At 53.6% G+C, this 18,200-nt stretch carries 13 protein-coding genes and 1 pseudogene; 9 read left to right on the plus strand and 5 right to left on the minus strand.

Going from position 1 to position 18,200, the window contains the following annotated elements:
• The first annotated feature begins 753 nt into the window (after positions 1-753).
• From NHH73_22675 to NHH73_22685, 3 genes are all read left to right on the plus strand, one after another.
• Positions 754-1,017, plus strand: coding sequence for a hypothetical protein (locus NHH73_22675; GenBank protein ID USX25375.1), 264 nt, complete (start codon positions 754-756; stop codon positions 1,015-1,017).
• A gap of 58 nt (positions 1,018-1,075) precedes the next feature.
• Positions 1,076-1,849, plus strand: a complete 774-nt coding sequence (locus NHH73_22680) for a hypothetical protein (protein USX25376.1) — start codon at positions 1,076-1,078, stop codon at positions 1,847-1,849.
• Positions 1,850-2,180: 331 nt separating this feature from the next.
• Positions 2,181-2,774, plus strand: coding sequence for an HAD domain-containing protein (locus NHH73_22685; protein ID USX25377.1), 594 nt, complete (start codon positions 2,181-2,183; stop codon positions 2,772-2,774).
• A 519-nt stretch (positions 2,775-3,293) separates the two neighbouring features.
• Here the strand turns inward: NHH73_22685 and NHH73_22690 are convergent.
• A complete protein-coding gene (locus NHH73_22690; GenBank protein ID USX25378.1) occupies positions 3,294-5,243 on the minus strand; it encodes a CocE/NonD family hydrolase in 1,950 nt (649 codons plus the stop codon).
• A 243-nt stretch (positions 5,244-5,486) separates the two neighbouring features.
• Between NHH73_22690 and NHH73_22695 the strand changes: the two genes are divergently transcribed.
• Positions 5,487-5,885 carry a MarR family transcriptional regulator gene (locus tag NHH73_22695; GenBank protein ID USX25379.1) on the plus strand — a complete coding sequence of 133 codons (399 nt, stop codon included), beginning with the start codon at positions 5,487-5,489 and terminating at the stop codon, positions 5,883-5,885.
• A 960-nt stretch (positions 5,886-6,845) separates the two neighbouring features.
• Here the strand turns inward: NHH73_22695 and NHH73_22700 are convergent.
• Positions 6,846-7,481: an NF038120 family PEP-CTERM protein gene (locus NHH73_22700; protein USX25380.1), complete on the minus strand. Its 636-nt coding sequence runs from the start codon at positions 7,479-7,481 to the stop codon at positions 6,846-6,848.
• Positions 7,482-7,965: 484 nt separating this feature from the next.
• Here NHH73_22700 and NHH73_22705 point away from each other — a divergent pair.
• Positions 7,966-8,455, plus strand: a pseudogene (locus NHH73_22705) (transposase).
• A gap of 260 nt (positions 8,456-8,715) precedes the next feature.
• On the opposite strand, the gene NHH73_22710 reads toward NHH73_22705, so the two are convergent.
• Entirely contained in the window at positions 8,716-9,192 is a 477-nt protein-coding gene (locus tag NHH73_22710; GenBank protein USX25381.1) for a MarR family winged helix-turn-helix transcriptional regulator, read from the minus strand.
• A gap of 97 nt (positions 9,193-9,289) precedes the next feature.
• On the opposite strand from NHH73_22710, the gene NHH73_22715 reads away from it, so the two are divergent.
• Positions 9,290-9,763, plus strand: coding sequence for a nuclear transport factor 2 family protein (locus tag NHH73_22715; protein ID USX25382.1), 474 nt, complete (start codon positions 9,290-9,292; stop codon positions 9,761-9,763).
• 744 nt (positions 9,764-10,507) lie between these two features.
• Positions 10,508-12,391 (plus strand): ATP-binding protein, encoded by a 1,884-nt coding sequence (locus NHH73_22720; GenBank protein USX25383.1) that lies wholly within the window; start codon positions 10,508-10,510, stop codon positions 12,389-12,391.
• Between the two features lie 647 nt (positions 12,392-13,038).
• On the opposite strand, the gene NHH73_22725 is transcribed toward NHH73_22720, so the two are convergent.
• Positions 13,039-13,662, minus strand: coding sequence for a hypothetical protein (locus NHH73_22725; GenBank protein ID USX25384.1), 624 nt, complete (start codon positions 13,660-13,662; stop codon positions 13,039-13,041).
• 427 nt (positions 13,663-14,089) lie between these two features.
• Here NHH73_22725 and NHH73_22730 point away from each other — a divergent pair, with 427 nt between their 5' ends.
• Together NHH73_22730 and NHH73_22735 are read left to right on the plus strand one after the other, a co-directional pair.
• Complete coding sequence (locus NHH73_22730; protein ID USX25385.1) at positions 14,090-14,854, plus strand: hypothetical protein; 765 nt, start codon at positions 14,090-14,092, stop codon at positions 14,852-14,854.
• 131 nt (positions 14,855-14,985) lie between these two features.
• Positions 14,986-15,717: a hypothetical protein gene (locus NHH73_22735; protein USX25386.1), complete on the plus strand. Its 732-nt coding sequence runs from the start codon at positions 14,986-14,988 to the stop codon at positions 15,715-15,717.
• Between the two features lie 268 nt (positions 15,718-15,985).
• On the opposite strand, the gene NHH73_22740 is transcribed toward NHH73_22735, so the two are convergent.
• Positions 15,986-17,683 (minus strand): hypothetical protein, encoded by a 1,698-nt coding sequence (locus NHH73_22740; protein ID USX25387.1) that lies wholly within the window; start codon positions 17,681-17,683, stop codon positions 15,986-15,988.
• Between the last annotated feature and the right edge of the window lie 517 nt (positions 17,684-18,200).

Genomic DNA, 18,200 nt, shown 5'->3' on the forward strand with positions numbered 1-18,200 from the left:
CTTCTCATACGTTGCAACTAACGATGACGCCGGTGTGCAGCGCTCTAATTACCATCTCAGGCATGCAGATTGAGGTGGCCCACGGCATTGCCCATTGTGGACAAATCCGGACCGTCTGCAAAGGACTACTCAATGATTATCACGCGTGGTCGGAAAGCCCTGTCGCATTAACATTGCGTGCATTGCATACTCTTCACACACAATGGCACGTAAGCGTCCCGGTAGGACTAATCAATGCAAGCACGACGGGCTTAGAGCTAGTCATCGAGTACCGTGCCTCAAACGAAGATGCTTACGTTGCATTGCATTCTGTGTCGCTGTGCCGAGAGTTCGGCGCAGCGGGGGCTTATAGAATCTCGCATCCCGCCGAAGCAGCTAGTGACTGGCCAATCGAGATACAGGCCGCAGATGCGCAGCCTCTGGCCGTTGCGCTCAAACTTCTGGCCTTCGAACACGCGTCCTGGATAGACTTCAGCAGCTACCCTCCTGCTCCCGAACGGACGATAGACACAGAGGTAATGGGGCACCACAAGGAGGTTACCTCAATCGTGCCAGAGTATGCGCGTGCCGCATTCCGTGCATTCATGAAATCAGCAAAGGGGCAAGCGCATGCCGACACATTGGTGGGGCGAAAACGTGCATGGGAGCTGTTCTTGTGCACCTAGTTGGAACTGATTCCTGGGTGAAGGCAACGCTAACGACACTGATGATGCCGGGTACGCAATTGAACAGCACAGGCGAACGAGGGGAACTATGGGCACTCACGACGAACCGAATAACGAAGCAGTAATTACAAAGGGCAAGCCTACGGAGAGCAGCTCCCCTGCAACGCTAGAGGACATCGAGGCCATGGCCGCTGACGGCACTTTAGAGACATTCCTGTCCGAACACGCCGTACCCGAACGTGACACGAAGTCAAAGCCCCGCGAATTGCCCTTTGCCTCGATAGAGCCATTTGATCGCAATACCTTTGACTACGCCAAGCATTGTGATTCCATGGCCGCCCGGGAAAAATAACATTCCGGGACTACGCAGCCAACGACGTCTCAACCTTCCCCTTAATAGGTAAACCTCCATGCTACAACTCGAAATTGACTACACACTCACCGACGGCTCTGCCGGGACATTTGGCATCGCGGTCCTAAACAAAAACACTAAAGCCATGGGCCGAATTCAATACAGTGTTGAGGCCACGAGCGGCTCGTGCTACGGATCGCTCGATCATTACTGGGCGTGGAGTGAGTCGCACTACATTTGCATAGCGCGAATCATAAATGACAAGGGAGAGTTCCTCCGCGATCACCTGGGTCGCGCACCGGTCGAAGCGATGGAAATCCGTATTGCCGGCGTTTCACCGTACGGCGGCAGCGCTAAGCCTGTGGAGATGTCTCGGATCACCTTGATTCGCACTTCGTCGGGCACCGTTCGCGCCATGGCCGACGGAGCCATCTGCCGAGGCGCGTGGCCGCTGTCGCTAGAAAAATCGAACGAGGACATCCCGAACCAGATCACTGCTCTTTGCCTTATGTGTAATCATCAGTACGCAGTCGAGTTTGCAGCGTGTCCGGCGCTACCACCGCTTCATAGCAAGCTGCTGACGGGCAGTGATGCTATGTTGTTCCTGGAGGACTATCCATTTGGAATAGCGCCTTGGGTACATGCGTTTGTTTCCAATTTTTACCCAATGGCACTTCACAGGGAAGGCCAAGTGATCGATCGTGCCGCTTGGGATAACCTGGTTCTCCCCTCGACCCTTTACCACCGCGCCGCAGCGGTGAATAGCTTCCAAACTAATACTTATGCCACCGCTGAAAATGCCAATAGCAATCCCGCCAGACTTCCCGGTTGAACAGCCAGTGGCCGCGCTCACCGGCGCGCAGCCGAAGATAGCGGTCCGCTACGACGCTCACAGCGGGTCATACACGACAGCACTTCCAGATGCAGAACTGCTAGCTCGCTACGAAATGTGCGAGGACCTCGCGCGGCAACTGGAACAGAAGTGCCGGAAAAATCGAGACACAAAATATTCTCAAATGTCTGAGTCGGAAATTCTGATATCGCTGCTCAGTAAGTTGCTCCAGGCAGGCTGGGGATCTAATGCCGAAATGAGATGGGTGATCCGTCGCACCGCCGAAATTCTCGGGTGGCCCGCTCCAGCAGCGGCCAATGCGTAGATAAAGATGAATTTGCAACTTGACGACAGAGATTCGAAAAACATGCAAAATCTAAAATCGGAGGCTGCTTCTGAGCAAAGACGGCCGTTAGTCTTCTTAGACATTGACGACGTCCTATGTGTGGATCGCACACTCAACACTCGCCAGGTCTCGGCTGCACTTGCTGGCGACGTCACAGTGAACGCAGATGAAGTGTGGAAGCATATCTTTCACGCAGCTGCGGTGGAAAATCTCCGACAGCTGCACGCCGAGTATGGCCCGGATTACGTAGTCAGCTCATCATGGACGCTACACCTCAGCAGAGAGCAGCTGTGTGCCACATTTCAACTTACCGGATTGGATTTTGTAGCAGAGAATCTACACCAATTCTGGTGTTGCCCACGCGACGAGGGAAGTTGCCGCCTTTGGGAAATTGAGGCGTGGCTCGACACCCATTTGCCTAAGGGGGCCATGCCATTTGTGATTATCGACGATGTCATAAGCGGCGGGTCGTTAGTTGGGTCCGACCTCGAGACGCACACTGTTTTTTGCAATGCCAGCGCAGGTTTCATGTACCCGCAGCTGCAGGCCGCCCGGAAAATTTTATCCGCCAATATGTAAGCACAAGGCAAACTCATATCCAACAAATGCACAGCCCGCCCACCTTCGCCAAATGGCGCAGCATCGGATCAAGACTAGCGCTCTAGCTCACCAGATTTGGGCGGCGCGCTTAGAGGTGGATACCGTGAACGAGCGCGCCGTCAACAAGGCCAGGCTCATGTTCACCCATAATCTAGCATTGGGGATACATCTATCCGCGACGTCATCATGGCATACTGGCCATAGACCATCCTTGGCCGCATCGTACGACACAACCACCGCATTAGGCTCAACGGCGATTCATTACGTGCCGACGGCCCAGGACGGTGGAAAGGAGATAAACACCGCCCTTTCGTGCCGTCCATCAATTACAACTTTACCGCTTAGCACCATCTCATGCGCAGCCGGGCACAATAGGTCGAAATGGGTGGGTACGTTCATCGAAATACCCATCTAGGACGACAATTACCGTGTCATAGCGTAAATCCGTTTTAACTGACCGTTTTTACGTCTTGAGTTTCGCTGTGAAACGAAGCCCCCTTACGACTTCAGGATATCAGGCACGTCACAGAATAATAAGTGACTATCGTACGTTCCGCCGAAGTGGATGATGTGCTTGCCTTTGTTACGTGTTCTAGGGCGCAAGGTCTGCATACGTGTCGCCATGGCTTCCTTGGGACCGCCCAGACTGAGCATCGCACCTGGATGGCCCGGTACAAACGTCAGTCCATCGGCTGGATAGGGAATTGGGGCTTCGCCAAAGCTAAACGGTATAAAGGCCGGAAAGCGAAACGCCGTCACCGCCAATTCAAGTACTTCACCTGCGCTGTATCGCATTGCCATCGGCGACAGAGCGATATCAACCGGCACAACGTCACCGGCTTTTAACCGCAGCTCGCGGCGCATCGCGAGCACGGGGTTGAGCGTCGTTGACCGCTGCGTATCAAGCTCCCGCAGTGATACGCGTAGCAGACCAGTAGAGGTATTGCTGTCAGGCGCCCCCGGCAGTAACTCCTTGAGGCGTGCCGCCAAACCCGGGCGCTTGCGCACACTGACGGCGATATCCATATCGTCCGCGCCGTCAGCCTCTACCCATAGCCGCAAAGTCATGTAACCACTGATTTCGCTATCATCTGTAAAAGTATGCAACCAGACCGTTTTGCCATTGTCCGCCGAGTGTTTTGACTGTTTCGCGCTTGGGGCAGCCGTTGGCGCCAGGCCCTGTGATTGCAGAAATAACTTCCTGGTTATCGCCCGCGCTGGCGGAAACATCGACTCACTGCGTCCGACTATGTCCTTGCCGCCCGGATTTAGAACAGCCATGCGCACCGGCGCAGTATTTATCCACCCATTCTGCTCGCCCTTTGCATAGTAATCGAAGAACCGCCGAAGATCTTCCACATTCTCAGGCGTGTAATAATCCGTCCACTCTTGCGTGTTGTGTACGCGAAGCCATTTGTGACTGCTTCCCAAGTGCCGCCATGCGTCAAAGGTCCCGACCGTATGCGCCATATTGGTATAACTCGCGACGACATAGACTGGGACCTCAATTCGTTCCACCCGCGCACGCCGGTCTTGCCAGAAGGCGTTCATCAACGGATTGTCGAGCAACATCCTCGGCTGATCTTCAACATAACCTTGGCCGGCGAGGCTCTGGATAATTATCTCGCCAAACATTACCGGTGCCGGCACGCTAGCTGGCCCCTGATCCATTAGCCCCTCCCAAGGAGCGATGGCGACCAAGTGCGGCGGGCGCTCGGCGGCGATGAACCACTGCGACACAGCGAGCCATGAATTGCCTGACATGACAACTTTGCCGTTACACCACGGTTGCGCAGCAATCCACTCTATGAAATCGTATCCGTCCTCGGCTAGTTGTCGTCCCCAGTAATTAACATTTCCTTCGGAGTTCAGCGCTCCACGTGGATCGGGGTTGACCACCGCATACCCATGGGCGCACCAGTACGCGGGATCAGCGCCCTCGAAACGTTGCAACTCGGATACTAGGTTAAGCGGAACACCCGAGCGGTTAGGCAAGTCGTCCAGCCATTGTCCCCCCATCGCCTTGCCATAGGGGCTCCAACTGAAAATGGCTGGTGCTTTTGCGTCATTGGCCGGACGAAATACATCGGTGTAAATCGTCGTACCGTCCCGCAATTTCATGGGCACGTCGCGTTCGAAAATAATATCGACGGGTAACGCCCGCGCGCCCTCCCGCCTTACGGTACCTGCTTTTAGAGTCCATTTTCCAGGCTTGAATCCGGGATAGCGGGCACGCGCTGCGGTCACTGGAAGCAGCTTGCGATACGTCACGGGAAAAATCCCTTCCGGCGCTTCTGGCGTAGGATACACCTTCGTCGGTATCACAATAACGTCGGGCGTGGCGCCGGGGTATCGACTGCCAGAGGCCGTGACGAGGGACGGCAATGCGCTTGAAGCCAGCAAAGAGCTCAGACGTATCAACAGGTTGCGTCGAGTAATGGATTCCATGACAACTCCTTTAGTCCTCGTGGATCTCATGGCGCCCCCTCGTCCCAAAAAAAACCATGATTGTGGTTGAGCCAGCATAATGAGATAATGATTGAACTCTATCATGTACATAGAACTCTATCAATAAGGAATTACGTGCGATCAACTCCCCGCCTCAGCCCGGCTGACCATGCTCCCCCCAATCACGCGCGCGCCCCGCTCGGTTTCCTGTTGAGGCAAGCGGCAGCCGCACATAGGCTGGACATGGAGCGGGCCCTTGCTGACCTCCAAGTAACGCCACCGCAGTTTCTGGTACTGCGCCTGCTCGCGGAGCATCATGGCAGTTCAAATGCAGAGTTGTCCCGCATGACGGGGCTGACGACGCCGACCGTTACCGTTATTGTGAACAACCTAAAACGCAGGGAAGCTTTGGTGAGCCGCGCCCATGCCGTCAATGGCCGGGTGAGGCATCTTGATCTGACAGCGACAGGCGCCGAATTGCTATCGGCTTGCAAACTCCGCGCGGCCAAGGTTGAACAGGGATTGGAAGCAGGATTATCCCCTAGTGAGGTTGCAATCATCTCGCGCTGGTTGCTGCGCTCGGAATTAGGTTTAACGGGCGAGGGTTCCGATCGTGAGCATCGACCGACCGTGAGTGATTAACTAGCTTTTCTTTTTAAATGGACTGCTTTGCCGTCTTTACGATTATCCAGTTGGTCTGGATACGGTTTATGGTGCCCAGTGCAAGCATCCCGCAACAATAGAAGTCTGTCGATTCGCATCGTAATCCGCTCCACTTCTTCGCATAATTCGCAAGCGAATTTGATCCACATTTAAGACGCGGCCCTGCTTTTTACATTAATCGCGGACTTGGAGTAATCGACGTGGAATTACTAGTCATTATTTGGATGCTACTGCATTTGAGAGCAGATCTTGTTGAAAGAGACGCCAGGCGGCTTGGCAGCTCCAGAAACACCGTGACCGCTACATGCACGTCGAAAACGGTCTACGCTGAGCGGCAATACACCCGCGACATCGACAAACACGCGTTCCAGCCTCAGGCGCTCCACAAGATCGAGGCAACTAAGTCGCGCAATCAGCGGCGCACGCTTAAAGAGATCCATGATGACCTAAAAAAATGGGGAGCTCGTGGGGCTCACGACAGGGTCGAGCCATCCGCGAGGACCTAGCAGGAGAGCCAGGCTGAGAGGGTCTATTTTGCGAACAAATGAACACGCGTAACTCAGGCCGTCACTCCCGCAGGCGGGTGAGATACGAGTGTTGTTAGCAGACGCGCAGGCGATGCCCTCCCCGGCGCCCCCGGCCACAATCGACGTGAAGCCGGCTGCAGCAGTCCATATATTACACTTGCCGTTGGTATAAGCGTCGAACACGCCGCAGTGGGCCGATGAACCCGAAGCCGTGATACCGTAACCAACGCGCGAAACTCCTGCGGCTTGAACGAAAGGTGCAGTCAAGCAGAAAAGGAGAGCGACTAGCGCGACCGCAAAACGGCGAAAATCTTCATGTTTGATGCCTTGGTATTTGAACAACCGTTACTGACATTGCAAGCCATAAGTCGAAATTCGCCAATGCATCTCGGCAAGATTAGCCACAACCTTGTCAAGCGATGTCGCAAAGGACCCGCCTGCGCCGAACTGCTCCGCCAATGACTCCGAGGCCAACAATCAGCATTGCCCAAGAGGCAGGTTCCGGAACTGCCGATGGAGAGACGTTGATGTTGTCAATTGCAAACTCCGGAAACTCATTTCCTCCCACGATTGTCAAGGATGAAATATTAACGAAGTCGACAAACTTTAAACTCGAAAATGTTTTGGCCGCATCAGCGTCAATGAAGATTTTTTGTGTCACATCGCCATTAACTCCCGTCGCAGTCAATGTTAATGTTAAGGGTCGATTGTTCCCAATAAATGTCTGAGCCACATCAAACGAATTCAAGGAAAAAACCCCCTTGTTCTCGAGATCTATAGTGACACTACTTTCGTTCATAGAATAAAAAGCAGTCGTTCCGTTCGAGGCGCACGCCGGATTACACTGACCCAGATGATCAGCTGGATCATCAATCAGATAAAACCCGAAAACACTAATTGGAGAGTAAGTTACTCTAAACCCATCCTCTAAAAAACTGTAGTTCGAGTAACCGTAGCCACCATCCTGCGACTCAAAGTCAATAGTCTCGGCCGCTGCAGAAGTGGTTAAAACAGCCGCTGCGATAGACAGTAATACTTTTCGGATCACGGTTATTTCCTTTATGAGATGGAAGAATTATTTAAAAATGCAATTATTTTAAACTTCGCAGACCTTTCAGAATCTCATGCAAACTACCAAAAAAACAATATTTATTATTTTTTTACAGCAACCTTAAATGCTTACGCTCATGCACGTGTGAATAGCTACCATACCGAACTATAATTTAAATGCTTGGGCGCCCTGCTACTTAAAACTATATCGAAGGGGGACTGCTTGACCGCTATTCACATCGTTTTGGCCGGATGAGCCAACGGGCCGGACTTTTCATTTATTCTTAATATTATAATAGTATTATTATTATCGGGTAGTCAAGCAATCTTCTGCATACCGATGAGGATTTAACATCTTTCTTGTTCAACCGACACGATTTCGCAGGAACTGCACGGCCGATCAGACGCTAGATCTACGAACAATGTCGTTCAACCAGTCCAGACTGACGCTGATTCAGAATGCCAAGACCTTAGCTCCTTCAAATAGACAACGCGGCGCATACGACTGCGATGAATCGCCAGCTATCGCTGAGTTCAAGGGCGTGTTGCAAGCCGATGCCTATGCCAGCTTCGACACCATATTCGAGGACGTCACGGTTCGAGAAGCCGCCTATTGGGCGCACGCGCGGCGCAAATTCCACGACCTGCATGCGGCACGACCAACGCCGCTGACCACAGAGGCTCTGCGCCGGATTGCCGAGCTCTATTTGATCGAGGCGGAGATACTGGGCTAACCGCCCGAAGACCGCAGAGAAGTTCGGCAAGCCCGCTCTCAAGCAAGTCGATGACCTAAAGCGCTGGCTGCGTACCACGCTCGAAACGCTCTCGCGCAAATCCGACACGGCCGGGGCAATCCTGTACGCGTTCAAGCTGTGGTCGGCGTTGCTGCGCTATTGCGACGACGGCGCCATTGAGATCGATAACCCTTCGGCCGAACGCGTCTTGCGTGGCGTAGCCATCGGCCGACGCAATTAAGTGTTGACCGGCGCAGACAGCGGGGCGAGGTCCCCAAACGGTAGTAGGCAAACGCTTTCGACCGATTCGGCTAAGTCGCGCATATAGCGGCGCACCCTAAAACGGATCCACGAGGGCTTGAAGGAATTGGGATTCGAGAGTGGTCGTAGTACGGGGTCGCGGCGTTCGCTAGGAACTGGAGAGAAGGTCAATCCAGTTACCCGTTTCACACAAGCCTCCTGTCCCTCATCCGAATTCAGTTGACCGCTCGCACCGTCTTATGCAACCTCTTTGCCCGCTAACTCGGCATCTAGACGCGAAAGCAACGTAGCCAATACTCGCTTCATAGCTTCAATATCCTCAACATCAATATCTGAAGACAACTTGTTCATCCACGGGGTCTTTAGTTCTATAGCGTTGTCAAAGGCTTCTCGACCTTTGTCAGTTAGCAACACTAGCGAGGCTCTTCGATGGTGGGAATTGGGAGCCGTACAAACGTAGCCTTCTCGCAACAAATCATTGACGACCCGCTGAACGTTTTGTCGGCTAGCTCCCATGTCGCGCGCCAGCCACGCGACAGGTTGAGGGCGTTCCGCCGCGACGATTGTACCCAGCACCTGCCACCGCGAACTCGTCAATCCAAGGGGGGCAACTAGACGGTCTCCTGCGGCCATCAAACTGTTAGAGGCCCTAAACAAAGCTAATACTGTTTCACTGAGGGCGGCAGCGGCCGCCAAAGAGGTATTTTTTTTCATTAACGGATTTTAACACCACTGCTCAACGATCCCAAGTTGACATCATGATGTCAACTTGGGTACAATATGTCTTTCCGAAACCAACATAGGAATTATCATGACATTACTGAAAGACGACACCTCCCGCCGCTCTGCCGCCCAGCATGCTGTAGCCGAACACCTGCGCCTCACTTCCGCTGGATTAGTAAACGAATGGGTAAAGCTTTTCGCCCCAGACGCAGTGCTCGAATTTCCGTTCGCCCCAGCAGGCGTACCAAAGAAGGTAGTCGGCCATGAAGCATTGGTGGCACATATGGCCAACTTCCCCAAAATCTTCGATGTCAAGTTCGTCGACATGGTGTTTCACGATACAGTCGACCCGAGTCTGGTAATCACCGAATTCCGTTCCACAGGTACCGCAATCCCTACCGGCAAAGCGTACGAGCAAACTTGTATTTCCGTAGTTCGCACCAATGACGAAGCGCTTATCACTCACTATTTGGACTACTGGAATCCTCTGGTAGCCATCGAATCGCTGACGCCTCAAGATACCTCTTCTCACCCTGCATCTGGCGTTACTTTCGCTGGATGATATTTTCCCTGCCAGAGCGGGCATCTAGCCTGCTTCGGCTAGGCGAGGCCGGATAAACCGCAGAACATGTCCTTTACGCTTACTCACCGATGTTGAGAAGGCAGCATGTGTTCACAAATCATCGCGCGCCAGCTGATGCGCGAAGATAGCATGGCTTATTCGGCTTGAAAATCCACCAATTGCCATGACCGGCGGCACCCGTGTCAAATCTGCTCCTTAGCACTGGGATGCCTGGCCAAATCATCTGCGTGCCAGCGCTGACTCAGCAGTTCATACGTTTCTCTTCAGGTAAATATGAGCACATGTTGGACAGCAATTTGTTGGGCGAGATGCCGATCTGGTAAGGCAGGCCAGAGGCGCCGCGCACCTCCTACTTAATGCGATGCGCCAGTTCGAGCGTTCCGCCCTACACGCGGGTCAGATCGGTATAGATCTCATCGACGCACGGGTGTTCGATATGAGAGAAGGCCAATGCGGCGCGAAGCTTCGATCTATTCATTAAAGTTGCTCCTGTCTTAGAAAATGTGCCTGCACGCCCGCACGAATTGGCTTGCATAGCGTCATGTTTCACATAGGCCCACCTTGATTCCCCTTTCGCCCCTGACACCATCAGGGATGCCTGAAAAATCTTGAAACACCCGGACACAACCGAAGCGCCGCATGCGAGAGAAACCCTTATAATTTGCATACCACAATCTGACTACATGTTTTATGTCGCTGTCATTTCCGTTCGAATCGCTCTTCATGCATTCTCCTATTGCGAGTTGCCTTCTTTCGCCAGGCAGAGAAGCGAAAATTTTGACCGCAAACGTTGCGTATCTTGAAGTCACAGGCCGTACTCGTGAAGAACTGATTGGCGTGTCCCTCTTTGAAGCATTTCCTGGGAACCCGGAGGATGATGCTGACACAGGGGTCCAGGCATTGCGTAAAACAATGGATGAAGTTTTGGATACAGAGCAGCCTCATAAAATGCCGTTGCAACGTTATCCCATAGCAGTGACTCACCCTAACGGCTCAACAGCTTTCGAAGAGCGCTATTGGAGTGCGGAGATCACCCCTATTTTCAATGAGGACGGGAAGCAGGTCTTCATCATGCTCACTATCGCTGACGTAAGCGAACGGGTGCGCTCGGATGTAGCACTTAAGGAGAGCGAAGGACGTATGCGGGCGTTCATGACCGCCTCGGCTGATGTGGTCTATCGAATGAGTCCGGACTGGCGATTCATGCACGGACTTGACGGACGCGGCTTCTTAAAGACCACTGCCTCTTGGGATGAGTATCGTATAGAAGAATACGTTCACGCCGCAGATGTTGAGCTGGCCCGAAACGCAATCGCAACTGCGATTAGAACAAAAAGTGTGTTTGAACTTGAGCACCGCGTGATACGCGTTGATGGAACTGAGGGCTGGACCTATTCCAAAGCCGTTCCATTGCTCGACGAGACCGGTGACATTCGCGAGTGGGTAGGTGCAGCTAGCGATATTACCGAACGCAAACGTGTAGAACTAAAACTGAAGGAAGCCGACCGCCGTAAAGACGACTTTCTAGCTATGCTTGCGCACGAACTCAGGAACCCGCTAGCGCCGATAAGCTCGGCGGTGGAACTATTGCCCCGTTTAACAAACAACCCGGACCAGGTCTTCTCAATTAGCCAAGTCATCACTAGGCAAGTTCGTCACCTTACCATGCTAGTAGACGACCTCCTGGACGTCGCCCGCGTAACTAAAGGGATGGTGGAGATTGAAAGCAACGTGGTGAACATTGCAGAAGTGCTGACAGACGCAAGCGAACAGGTTTTGCCTCATTTTCAAAGCCGGAGGCAGGTGCTCACGTGGGATGCGTCCGCAGCCCCCTTGTATGTTCGGGGCGACCACAAGCGATTGGTTCAGGTGCTTACCAACTTGCTCAACAACTCTTCAAAATACACCCCAGAATCTCAAACTATCTCTGCGAAAATTTGGAAGGTCAACCAAGAAGTTCGAATAGAGGTTCAAGATACCGGCATCGGCATCGAAGAGGAATTTCTGCCGCATGTTTTCGACCTATTCGTTCAGAGTAAGCGAAGTTTGGCTAGGTCGGAGGGTGGGCTTGGGCTAGGACTGTCGCTGGTTAAGAGCCTAGTAGAGTTACACGGCGGATGGGTCACGGCGGAAAGTGCCGGCCCGAACTTGGGCAGCCGCTTTACTATTAGCCTTCCACTAGAGAACGACAATGGAGAGACATTGGCGAGTCCTGCAACTTCACAAAGCTCCTGTGAGATACCGAAAGCGATTCGTTTTTTGGTTGTCGATGACAACGTAGATGCTGCTGAGGTCACTGCAGCTTATATTGAGGCAGTTCGGTACTCTGCCCACACGGTCAACGATGCTCAGGCAGCGATTGCGTTGGCCGAACATACCTATTTTGATGCTTGTCTTCTGGACATCGGCTTACCGGGCGACATGAACGGATATGACCTCGCGCGTAAACTGAGAGGTATGCCCAATACCGTTGGCTCTTTACTTATCGCAGTCACGGGGTATGGTACTGCGGAGGATAAGGCGAAAGGCGCTGCAGCTGGCTTTGACCACTATTTTGTCAAACCGGTGAAGATACAACAAATTATCGAGCTCGTACAAAACCTGTAGAGCTTCCGACCTGAACAGAGTGACGCTTCGAGCGGTGGATGGTAAGCTTAAGAATGCGATGCGTTCGCAAACGGAGCGACCAATGGCAGCCTGGCAATTTGACCTATATGTAGTCTATTCCGATGCTCGGTCACCAGGCTTACCCAGCGAAGGCTGGGAGCCCTCTCCGCTTCCCCTGCACTTGGCTTACAGCTTCCAAAAGGAGCTTGCGTATTACATGGGACCACCGTGGCAGATGCTCGAGAATTGGCTAGTATTTGGCCCAGAAAATGGCAGTCGTATCGACCTACTCTTCGAACTCGATAAGGGTGCATCTGTTTCATTTCGATGCGACGTTCGAGACGAGGCCCCTCAGTTTCTCGTGCTCATAGTAGACATCTGCCGCTTTCACGGGTGCCAGTTCTTCAGCCCCAATACGCGCGAATTCATAAGGCCCGACTTGGAACTAGTCCTTGGCGCAATTCGAAGAAACCACGGCTAAGATTTCGAGATGGCGGCGAAGCACTGTCCTTGCAAAGTGCGCGACTACACCAGCGGCTGGCCTCCAGTGGCGTAGAGCCTACTCCTACCCATGCGTTTTCAACTACGGACATATTTAACATAGAAAAAGAAGAGCGCTTGTGCGCTCTTCTTCGTCTCCAATCAAATCAACGCAAGCCTTTCAGGCCAAGCGGCGAACGTAGCATCGAAACACGCCAACGCGTTTTGCCACCAACAATTGTAGAGCTCGGCGCATGTGACCAATCCACGTCATTCGCCCATTGAGGCCCCCCCTCTACGAACTCCTCATCCTCTAGACCAGCCAAGGCCTCAACAAGATGCTGCCGCCTGATGGTATAACTGGCAACCGTCATCTCCGCCTCACCGACGAATACGACGACGAGGCGATGGTCGCGTAACAAATACAGGGGCACCTGCATAGCCTCGACGTTCAGCTCAAGCCCATGCTTCGTACCGTCTAACACCAAGCACGCGCACTTATGCTTTAGCCACCGCTCAGCCACCACTTCGATACACAGCGGCTGCGCTGCCCAAGCTTCGACCTCACCTTCCATTTTTTCAGGCACCCCAACCACAAAGACCGGTGCGGGGAATTCGCCCACAACCGCAGGAAGAAATAAATCCTTATCCCACGCCCACGCTCCAACGGGAGCAGTGCCGTCGTCGCCTACCGCAGCACCGCGCGCAGCATCGACGAGTTCCGCAATTGCACTGCCGCCGTCTACCAACTCTCCATAGGCAAATCGCCCTACTATTGTTCCCTGCATCATTCGTAGACCTCTCAATAATTTGAGGCGACCAACCGCTCTCATCCTCTGTATAGGAACAAATTATGAGGCGCGTACAAGGGCATGCCAATGTCCGATATGACAAACGCTGAAGCCACAGTAGCAGGCTTGTACAGCGGTAGCAGCTCAGATTTGGTCCATGGGTGGTGGGCCAAGTTTTCCTCAGGCGCTGCAACGTCATATATCGAAAGGGGAAAATTAATGTCGGCATCGTCGAGAGAATTTTCACTCCGGTCGAATCCACATCGGCGTGTGAGCAAAGCGGCTGGACGAGGGGTGTTGCGGCAGAGTCACACCAGCCTGAGCTTCAGCAATTTCTTATTTTTGTTGGTGAAACAGGAATTTGAACCGTTGTCTAAAAACGATTTCTATGCTGGTAGTCAACATCGACATCAAATTAGGAGTCATTATGAAAAATCTCGCTTTAACCCAAGACACCAAGGCCAAAAATCTTAGCTACGGCACCAATGCCGACGAGGAATGCACTAAATCGTTTATCCCGTTTGTGAAGCCAGCTATCGATGTCTGCTTGGTAGACAGTCACGATGCGTTTAACTACCTGCCGCGTTTCAGAGACATTCAGCAGCGGCTCTCCAAAGCCTGCGCCGCCGCAGGGGCTGATACTTCGGCTTCTGCGCTGCTGCTAACCCAGGATAGTGTCGGCGTGAACATCGCTCACAGCCCGGGACCAGTTTTAATCGCGAACATTCCGCCGTATCTCGAGCCCCTGCTGAGCAAACTAGCTGGTTTCGCGCCAGAGTTAATGAACTGGCCGACGCTGGACCTGAGGGAGAACCATACCGTCTTGATGTGGAGCGCTCGCGACGACGACGGTCAGCTGCACACCGTGGCCGTCAACGCGGATGTTCTAACCATGTTGCCGACCCCGGAGCTAATCGACGGACAGCGAGAACTCTCATTTGCACGCATCGTTTTTTGCTGCAACGACTCGGTCGCTTTTACCGGATTTTGGGTTGATGAATCCGATATAGCGGAGGCCCAGGCTGCGCAAATGTGCGGGCTTGAATACTGGCAGTACTCCGACGACGAACAGGCCGCTGCCGATGAGAAAGCAGCTCTGGCAGGCTCTCCAACACCGTGGCTTGGCGCCCCTTGGCGCGATGCTGATGACGGAAGCACGCTAACGGTGCTGCGTTTATTCGTCCCTAGTTGATTCAATCTGCCTCGCAGACGTTAGGCACCTCCGGCGCAGGCCGCGTTGCCTGACCACTCTTGGGGGATTTGCCGTCGCACACCTACGTGAACTGAGACGTAGGGCCAAAATATTTTCACTGATATCTAAAAATGCCGCCATCAAGTGGCTATACAAAGCATGTCGCGTGCAATTACGCAGGCGGCTATAAAGGAAAGGGATTTGAGATGTACGCAGGCAAAATTTTGTCGAGACATTCGTTGCGCGCTCTGGAGCAAGCGGGCTCAGGCGTCAGCTGGTTGTTGGATGCAGCGCGCGAAGAAAGCGGAGCGGGGACAACCGGCGAACCAATTGCACTAACGTGTTGGTCATCTGTGCTGTCACACCCGCAGCTAGAAAAAACTCGCGCGGCACCTTTGCTCGTGTTGGGGTTCCCCACAACAATGGGTAATGATGCGGAGGCGCTCGCGACGTCTGCGCTGCGCGTTCAAATCGTTGAGCACGCTGGAGGTGAAGAGCGAATGACATGCCTCGTGATGAGCGGCCGAGAAAATGTAATCAGGCTGCGGTGTGAGCAATTGCTTCCCGTGATGCGCAGCACAGCAATAGGCGCACTGCTTTTAATTATTGTATGCGGCGACGACGTGCTCTTCGTCGAGCACTTTTTTGACCGCAGAAGGTTTCTCGAGGTTTGTCATGAGCTGCATCTAGATGCACTAGCTAAGGGCGATGGTGCCGATGATTCTGATGATGCCTGGTGGAACTCGCCAAGAGTTGAAAAGTGCAACGGAATCTCGACGTACTGGCCACAAATTCAGGAAATCGACACCGCCGAGGAGTTCTACTATGGAGTTGTTCGCTCCGATGAGTCTGCTAGTATTTAGTACGAAACCGCAGGTGCTCGAGAAAAATAATTTCTGATTTCTGCCGCCGAACCCATATGTTCGGCGGCACTCTCTTCATACTTATAAAATCGTCTGTCTCCAAGGTGACGATCGCCCTGCCATCCAGAAATGAAGGAAGAAGAAACCTCATTGACGCGTCTTCGTTCACACCAAAAGTTTATCGCAAGCGTCGCTGCGCTGCCTGCTGTGCATGCGAGGTGATTCAGTTCAACGACGAGAGTGGATGACCGCGTTGCATTGAAACACTCTATTCCAGCACTAGCAATGTCACCCCTTGACGGGGCAACGTCAAGCGAATGGTGGCGGCACCATCGCTGATGGCCGGCGCCGGCAGCGTGGTCGCACGCATGACAGAAGCCTCTTCAAGTTGCACATATTGCTTTTCATTCGGCGATTGCGGTGCGCCCATAGCCTTCCAAGCACTGAACGCGTTTGAGGTCGCTCCGTCCACGCGCCATTGGGTTGCTGCGGTTTGGTGGGTCAGCCCGGAAAGTTTAAGTGCGATCGCGGCGTCCGGCCCTGCCACGTCGTCGTCATGGTAGTGCCACATCATCACTGCCACCTTGCCATCTTGCGTGCGCGAGGCAAGCACACCCACGTCGGCCTTCTCACGCACACCATTCTTCAAAATGTCGTCCAGCGCTGTTTCGCCATCGCTGTGGGCGACTAGTTGCGTAGCACCTAGCTTGGCGAACATGCGAAATACGTTGAGCACCGGCAGGTCCACCCCATTGGTGGCCAATTGGCGATAGCCAGCAAACCAAGGCTGGTCCTCGAAAGTGAATGCCCAAGTCAGTGCACCGTCCAAATTAACCTTATTACGTGCAGCCAGTTGCCAGATGCGCTTGTAACTCGCCGCAGTGTAGCTCGAATACATGGTGCCGTTGCGATATCCATTTCTCGGGCCCGGGCATGCAGCGCATCCTTCAGGATCGTTCTCGCCGATTACGATCGCCTTGTCCCTAAGCTTAGGTACACCGACGATTCGGCGAAAGCCTGCTTCAACACCCTGCAGCTGGCTGGCAATACCCATGCGTACGTGGCCGTTAACGAAGGTCGGACTGCCTTTGGCGTGGAAAGCCAAAAAGTCCGTGGGCGTGCCAATTTCTCCGGTGGCGTGGTTGGTGCCGTTTGCCACATGCTCGAGAAAGTCATCCATGAATTTGCCGCCTGAGCCGGCCACGTCAGGCCCGCCCACGCGGGCCTCCGGCAAAGCACGGCGCACGCCGGCGATGGCGTAATCATGCAACTTGTTGAACTCGTCTTGGGTGCCGGTCCAGTACGATTTCCCATTGGGTTCGTTCCACACCTGAAAGTACCAGGTTTTCACTTCTTCGCGCCCATACCGCTCCACATTATGTTTAGTCCACTGGTAAGCCAGTTCACCCCACTTGGTGTAGTCCTTAGGGGGCGAGTTCCAAGCGCCCGCAATCGACTCGTACGCGAATCCAGGTCGCCAGCTGTGTTGATAAGGAGTTCCCGGTTTAGCGCTCGACATTGCCTCAGGCATGAAGCCGATCTGCAGGTAGGGCCGCACGCCGCGTGCCAGATAGGTATCGATGATGCCGTCAACGACAGTCCAGTCATACACCGGCTTGCCGTCCTTGTCTTCGGTGTAGGCATTGGTGCTGCCCCACTTGAACGCGCCGGTGCCATCGCCGGTGTTAAGGAGGTTGTGGGTGCGGAAATATACTTGTCCTGGGCGCAGATCACCAAGGTTCTTGAGCAACTTACGCCCGTCTTTCATGGTGGCATAATTAGGCTCATCGGCGCCGAAAAAGCGCCAGATCGGTGTGAGCAAACCGGCCGATCGGCTGGCATTGACCTCAATGGTCACGGGAAACGGTGTGGCGATGGGTGACTGAACCTGAGCTTGAACAGCTGCAGGGAGCAGCGCCATGGCGACCGCAATGGCCATGACAGAGTGATTGATTGCAGTGCGCATGGCGTTCCTCGACTGACAGGTTGATATTGAAGGCGGCCCAGTGTAGCCGAGACACCCCAAGCCATGCGAAGGCGCCGCAATTTGCTCATAATCTTGATCAGCCTCGGGGGACGTCTTGATCCGCCTGCGTGGCCGCAGCGCCCGCTGCTATCTATTTCCCTGCACCGAGAGCTGCGGCACGCGAACCGCCGCGACCTACTCGCTGATGGGCATGGCCTAGTTGGGCGGTGGTGATTCTGACCTTGGTCGTGTCGCGTGTTGGCGATCATCGTGTCAAACGGGTGATGGTTTATTGTCCTAGAACTGCGACCTGGAAAGCACTATCAAATTACTCGGCATCCCATAGGTGTGAGCCATCGTTGCCCAAACCACAGCACTCAAAATTTTCCGCCGACATGCGGATTTGGCCTCGCCGTTGCCGGATACCAGCACTGAGATGGCTATATTGCTCAACATGCTCGACTTCCTCTGCAATTCGTGGAAAGTTTTGCCCCACTCTTGCGCGACGCAAAAAATG

It is taken from the genome of Oxalobacteraceae bacterium OTU3CINTB1, assembly GCA_024123955.1.
Taxonomy (GTDB): domain Bacteria; phylum Pseudomonadota; class Gammaproteobacteria; order Burkholderiales; family Burkholderiaceae_D; genus Rugamonas.

Coding starts and splice junctions, on each gene's coding strand:
- NHH73_22675 (USX25375.1), top strand. CDS start 754: ATGGGCACTCACGACGAACCGAATAACGAAGCAGTAATTACAAAGGGC.
- NHH73_22680 (USX25376.1), top strand. CDS start 1,076: ATGCTACAACTCGAAATTGACTACACACTCACCGACGGCTCTGCCGGG.
- NHH73_22685 (USX25377.1), top strand. CDS start 2,181: ATGAATTTGCAACTTGACGACAGAGATTCGAAAAACATGCAAAATCTA.
- NHH73_22690 (USX25378.1), bottom strand. CDS start 5,243: ATGGAATCCATTACTCGACGCAACCTGTTGATACGTCTGAGCTCTTTG.
- NHH73_22695 (USX25379.1), top strand. CDS start 5,487: ATGGAGCGGGCCCTTGCTGACCTCCAAGTAACGCCACCGCAGTTTCTG.
- NHH73_22710 (USX25381.1), bottom strand. CDS start 9,192: ATGAAAAAAAATACCTCTTTGGCGGCCGCTGCCGCCCTCAGTGAAACA.
- NHH73_22715 (USX25382.1), top strand. CDS start 9,290: ATGACATTACTGAAAGACGACACCTCCCGCCGCTCTGCCGCCCAGCAT.
- NHH73_22720 (USX25383.1), top strand. CDS start 10,508: ATGCATTCTCCTATTGCGAGTTGCCTTCTTTCGCCAGGCAGAGAAGCG.
- NHH73_22725 (USX25384.1), bottom strand. CDS start 13,662: ATGATGCAGGGAACAATAGTAGGGCGATTTGCCTATGGAGAGTTGGTA.
- NHH73_22730 (USX25385.1), top strand. CDS start 14,090: ATGAAAAATCTCGCTTTAACCCAAGACACCAAGGCCAAAAATCTTAGC.
- NHH73_22735 (USX25386.1), top strand. CDS start 14,986: ATGCCGCCATCAAGTGGCTATACAAAGCATGTCGCGTGCAATTACGCA.
- NHH73_22740 (USX25387.1), bottom strand. CDS start 17,683: ATGCGCACTGCAATCAATCACTCTGTCATGGCCATTGCGGTCGCCATG.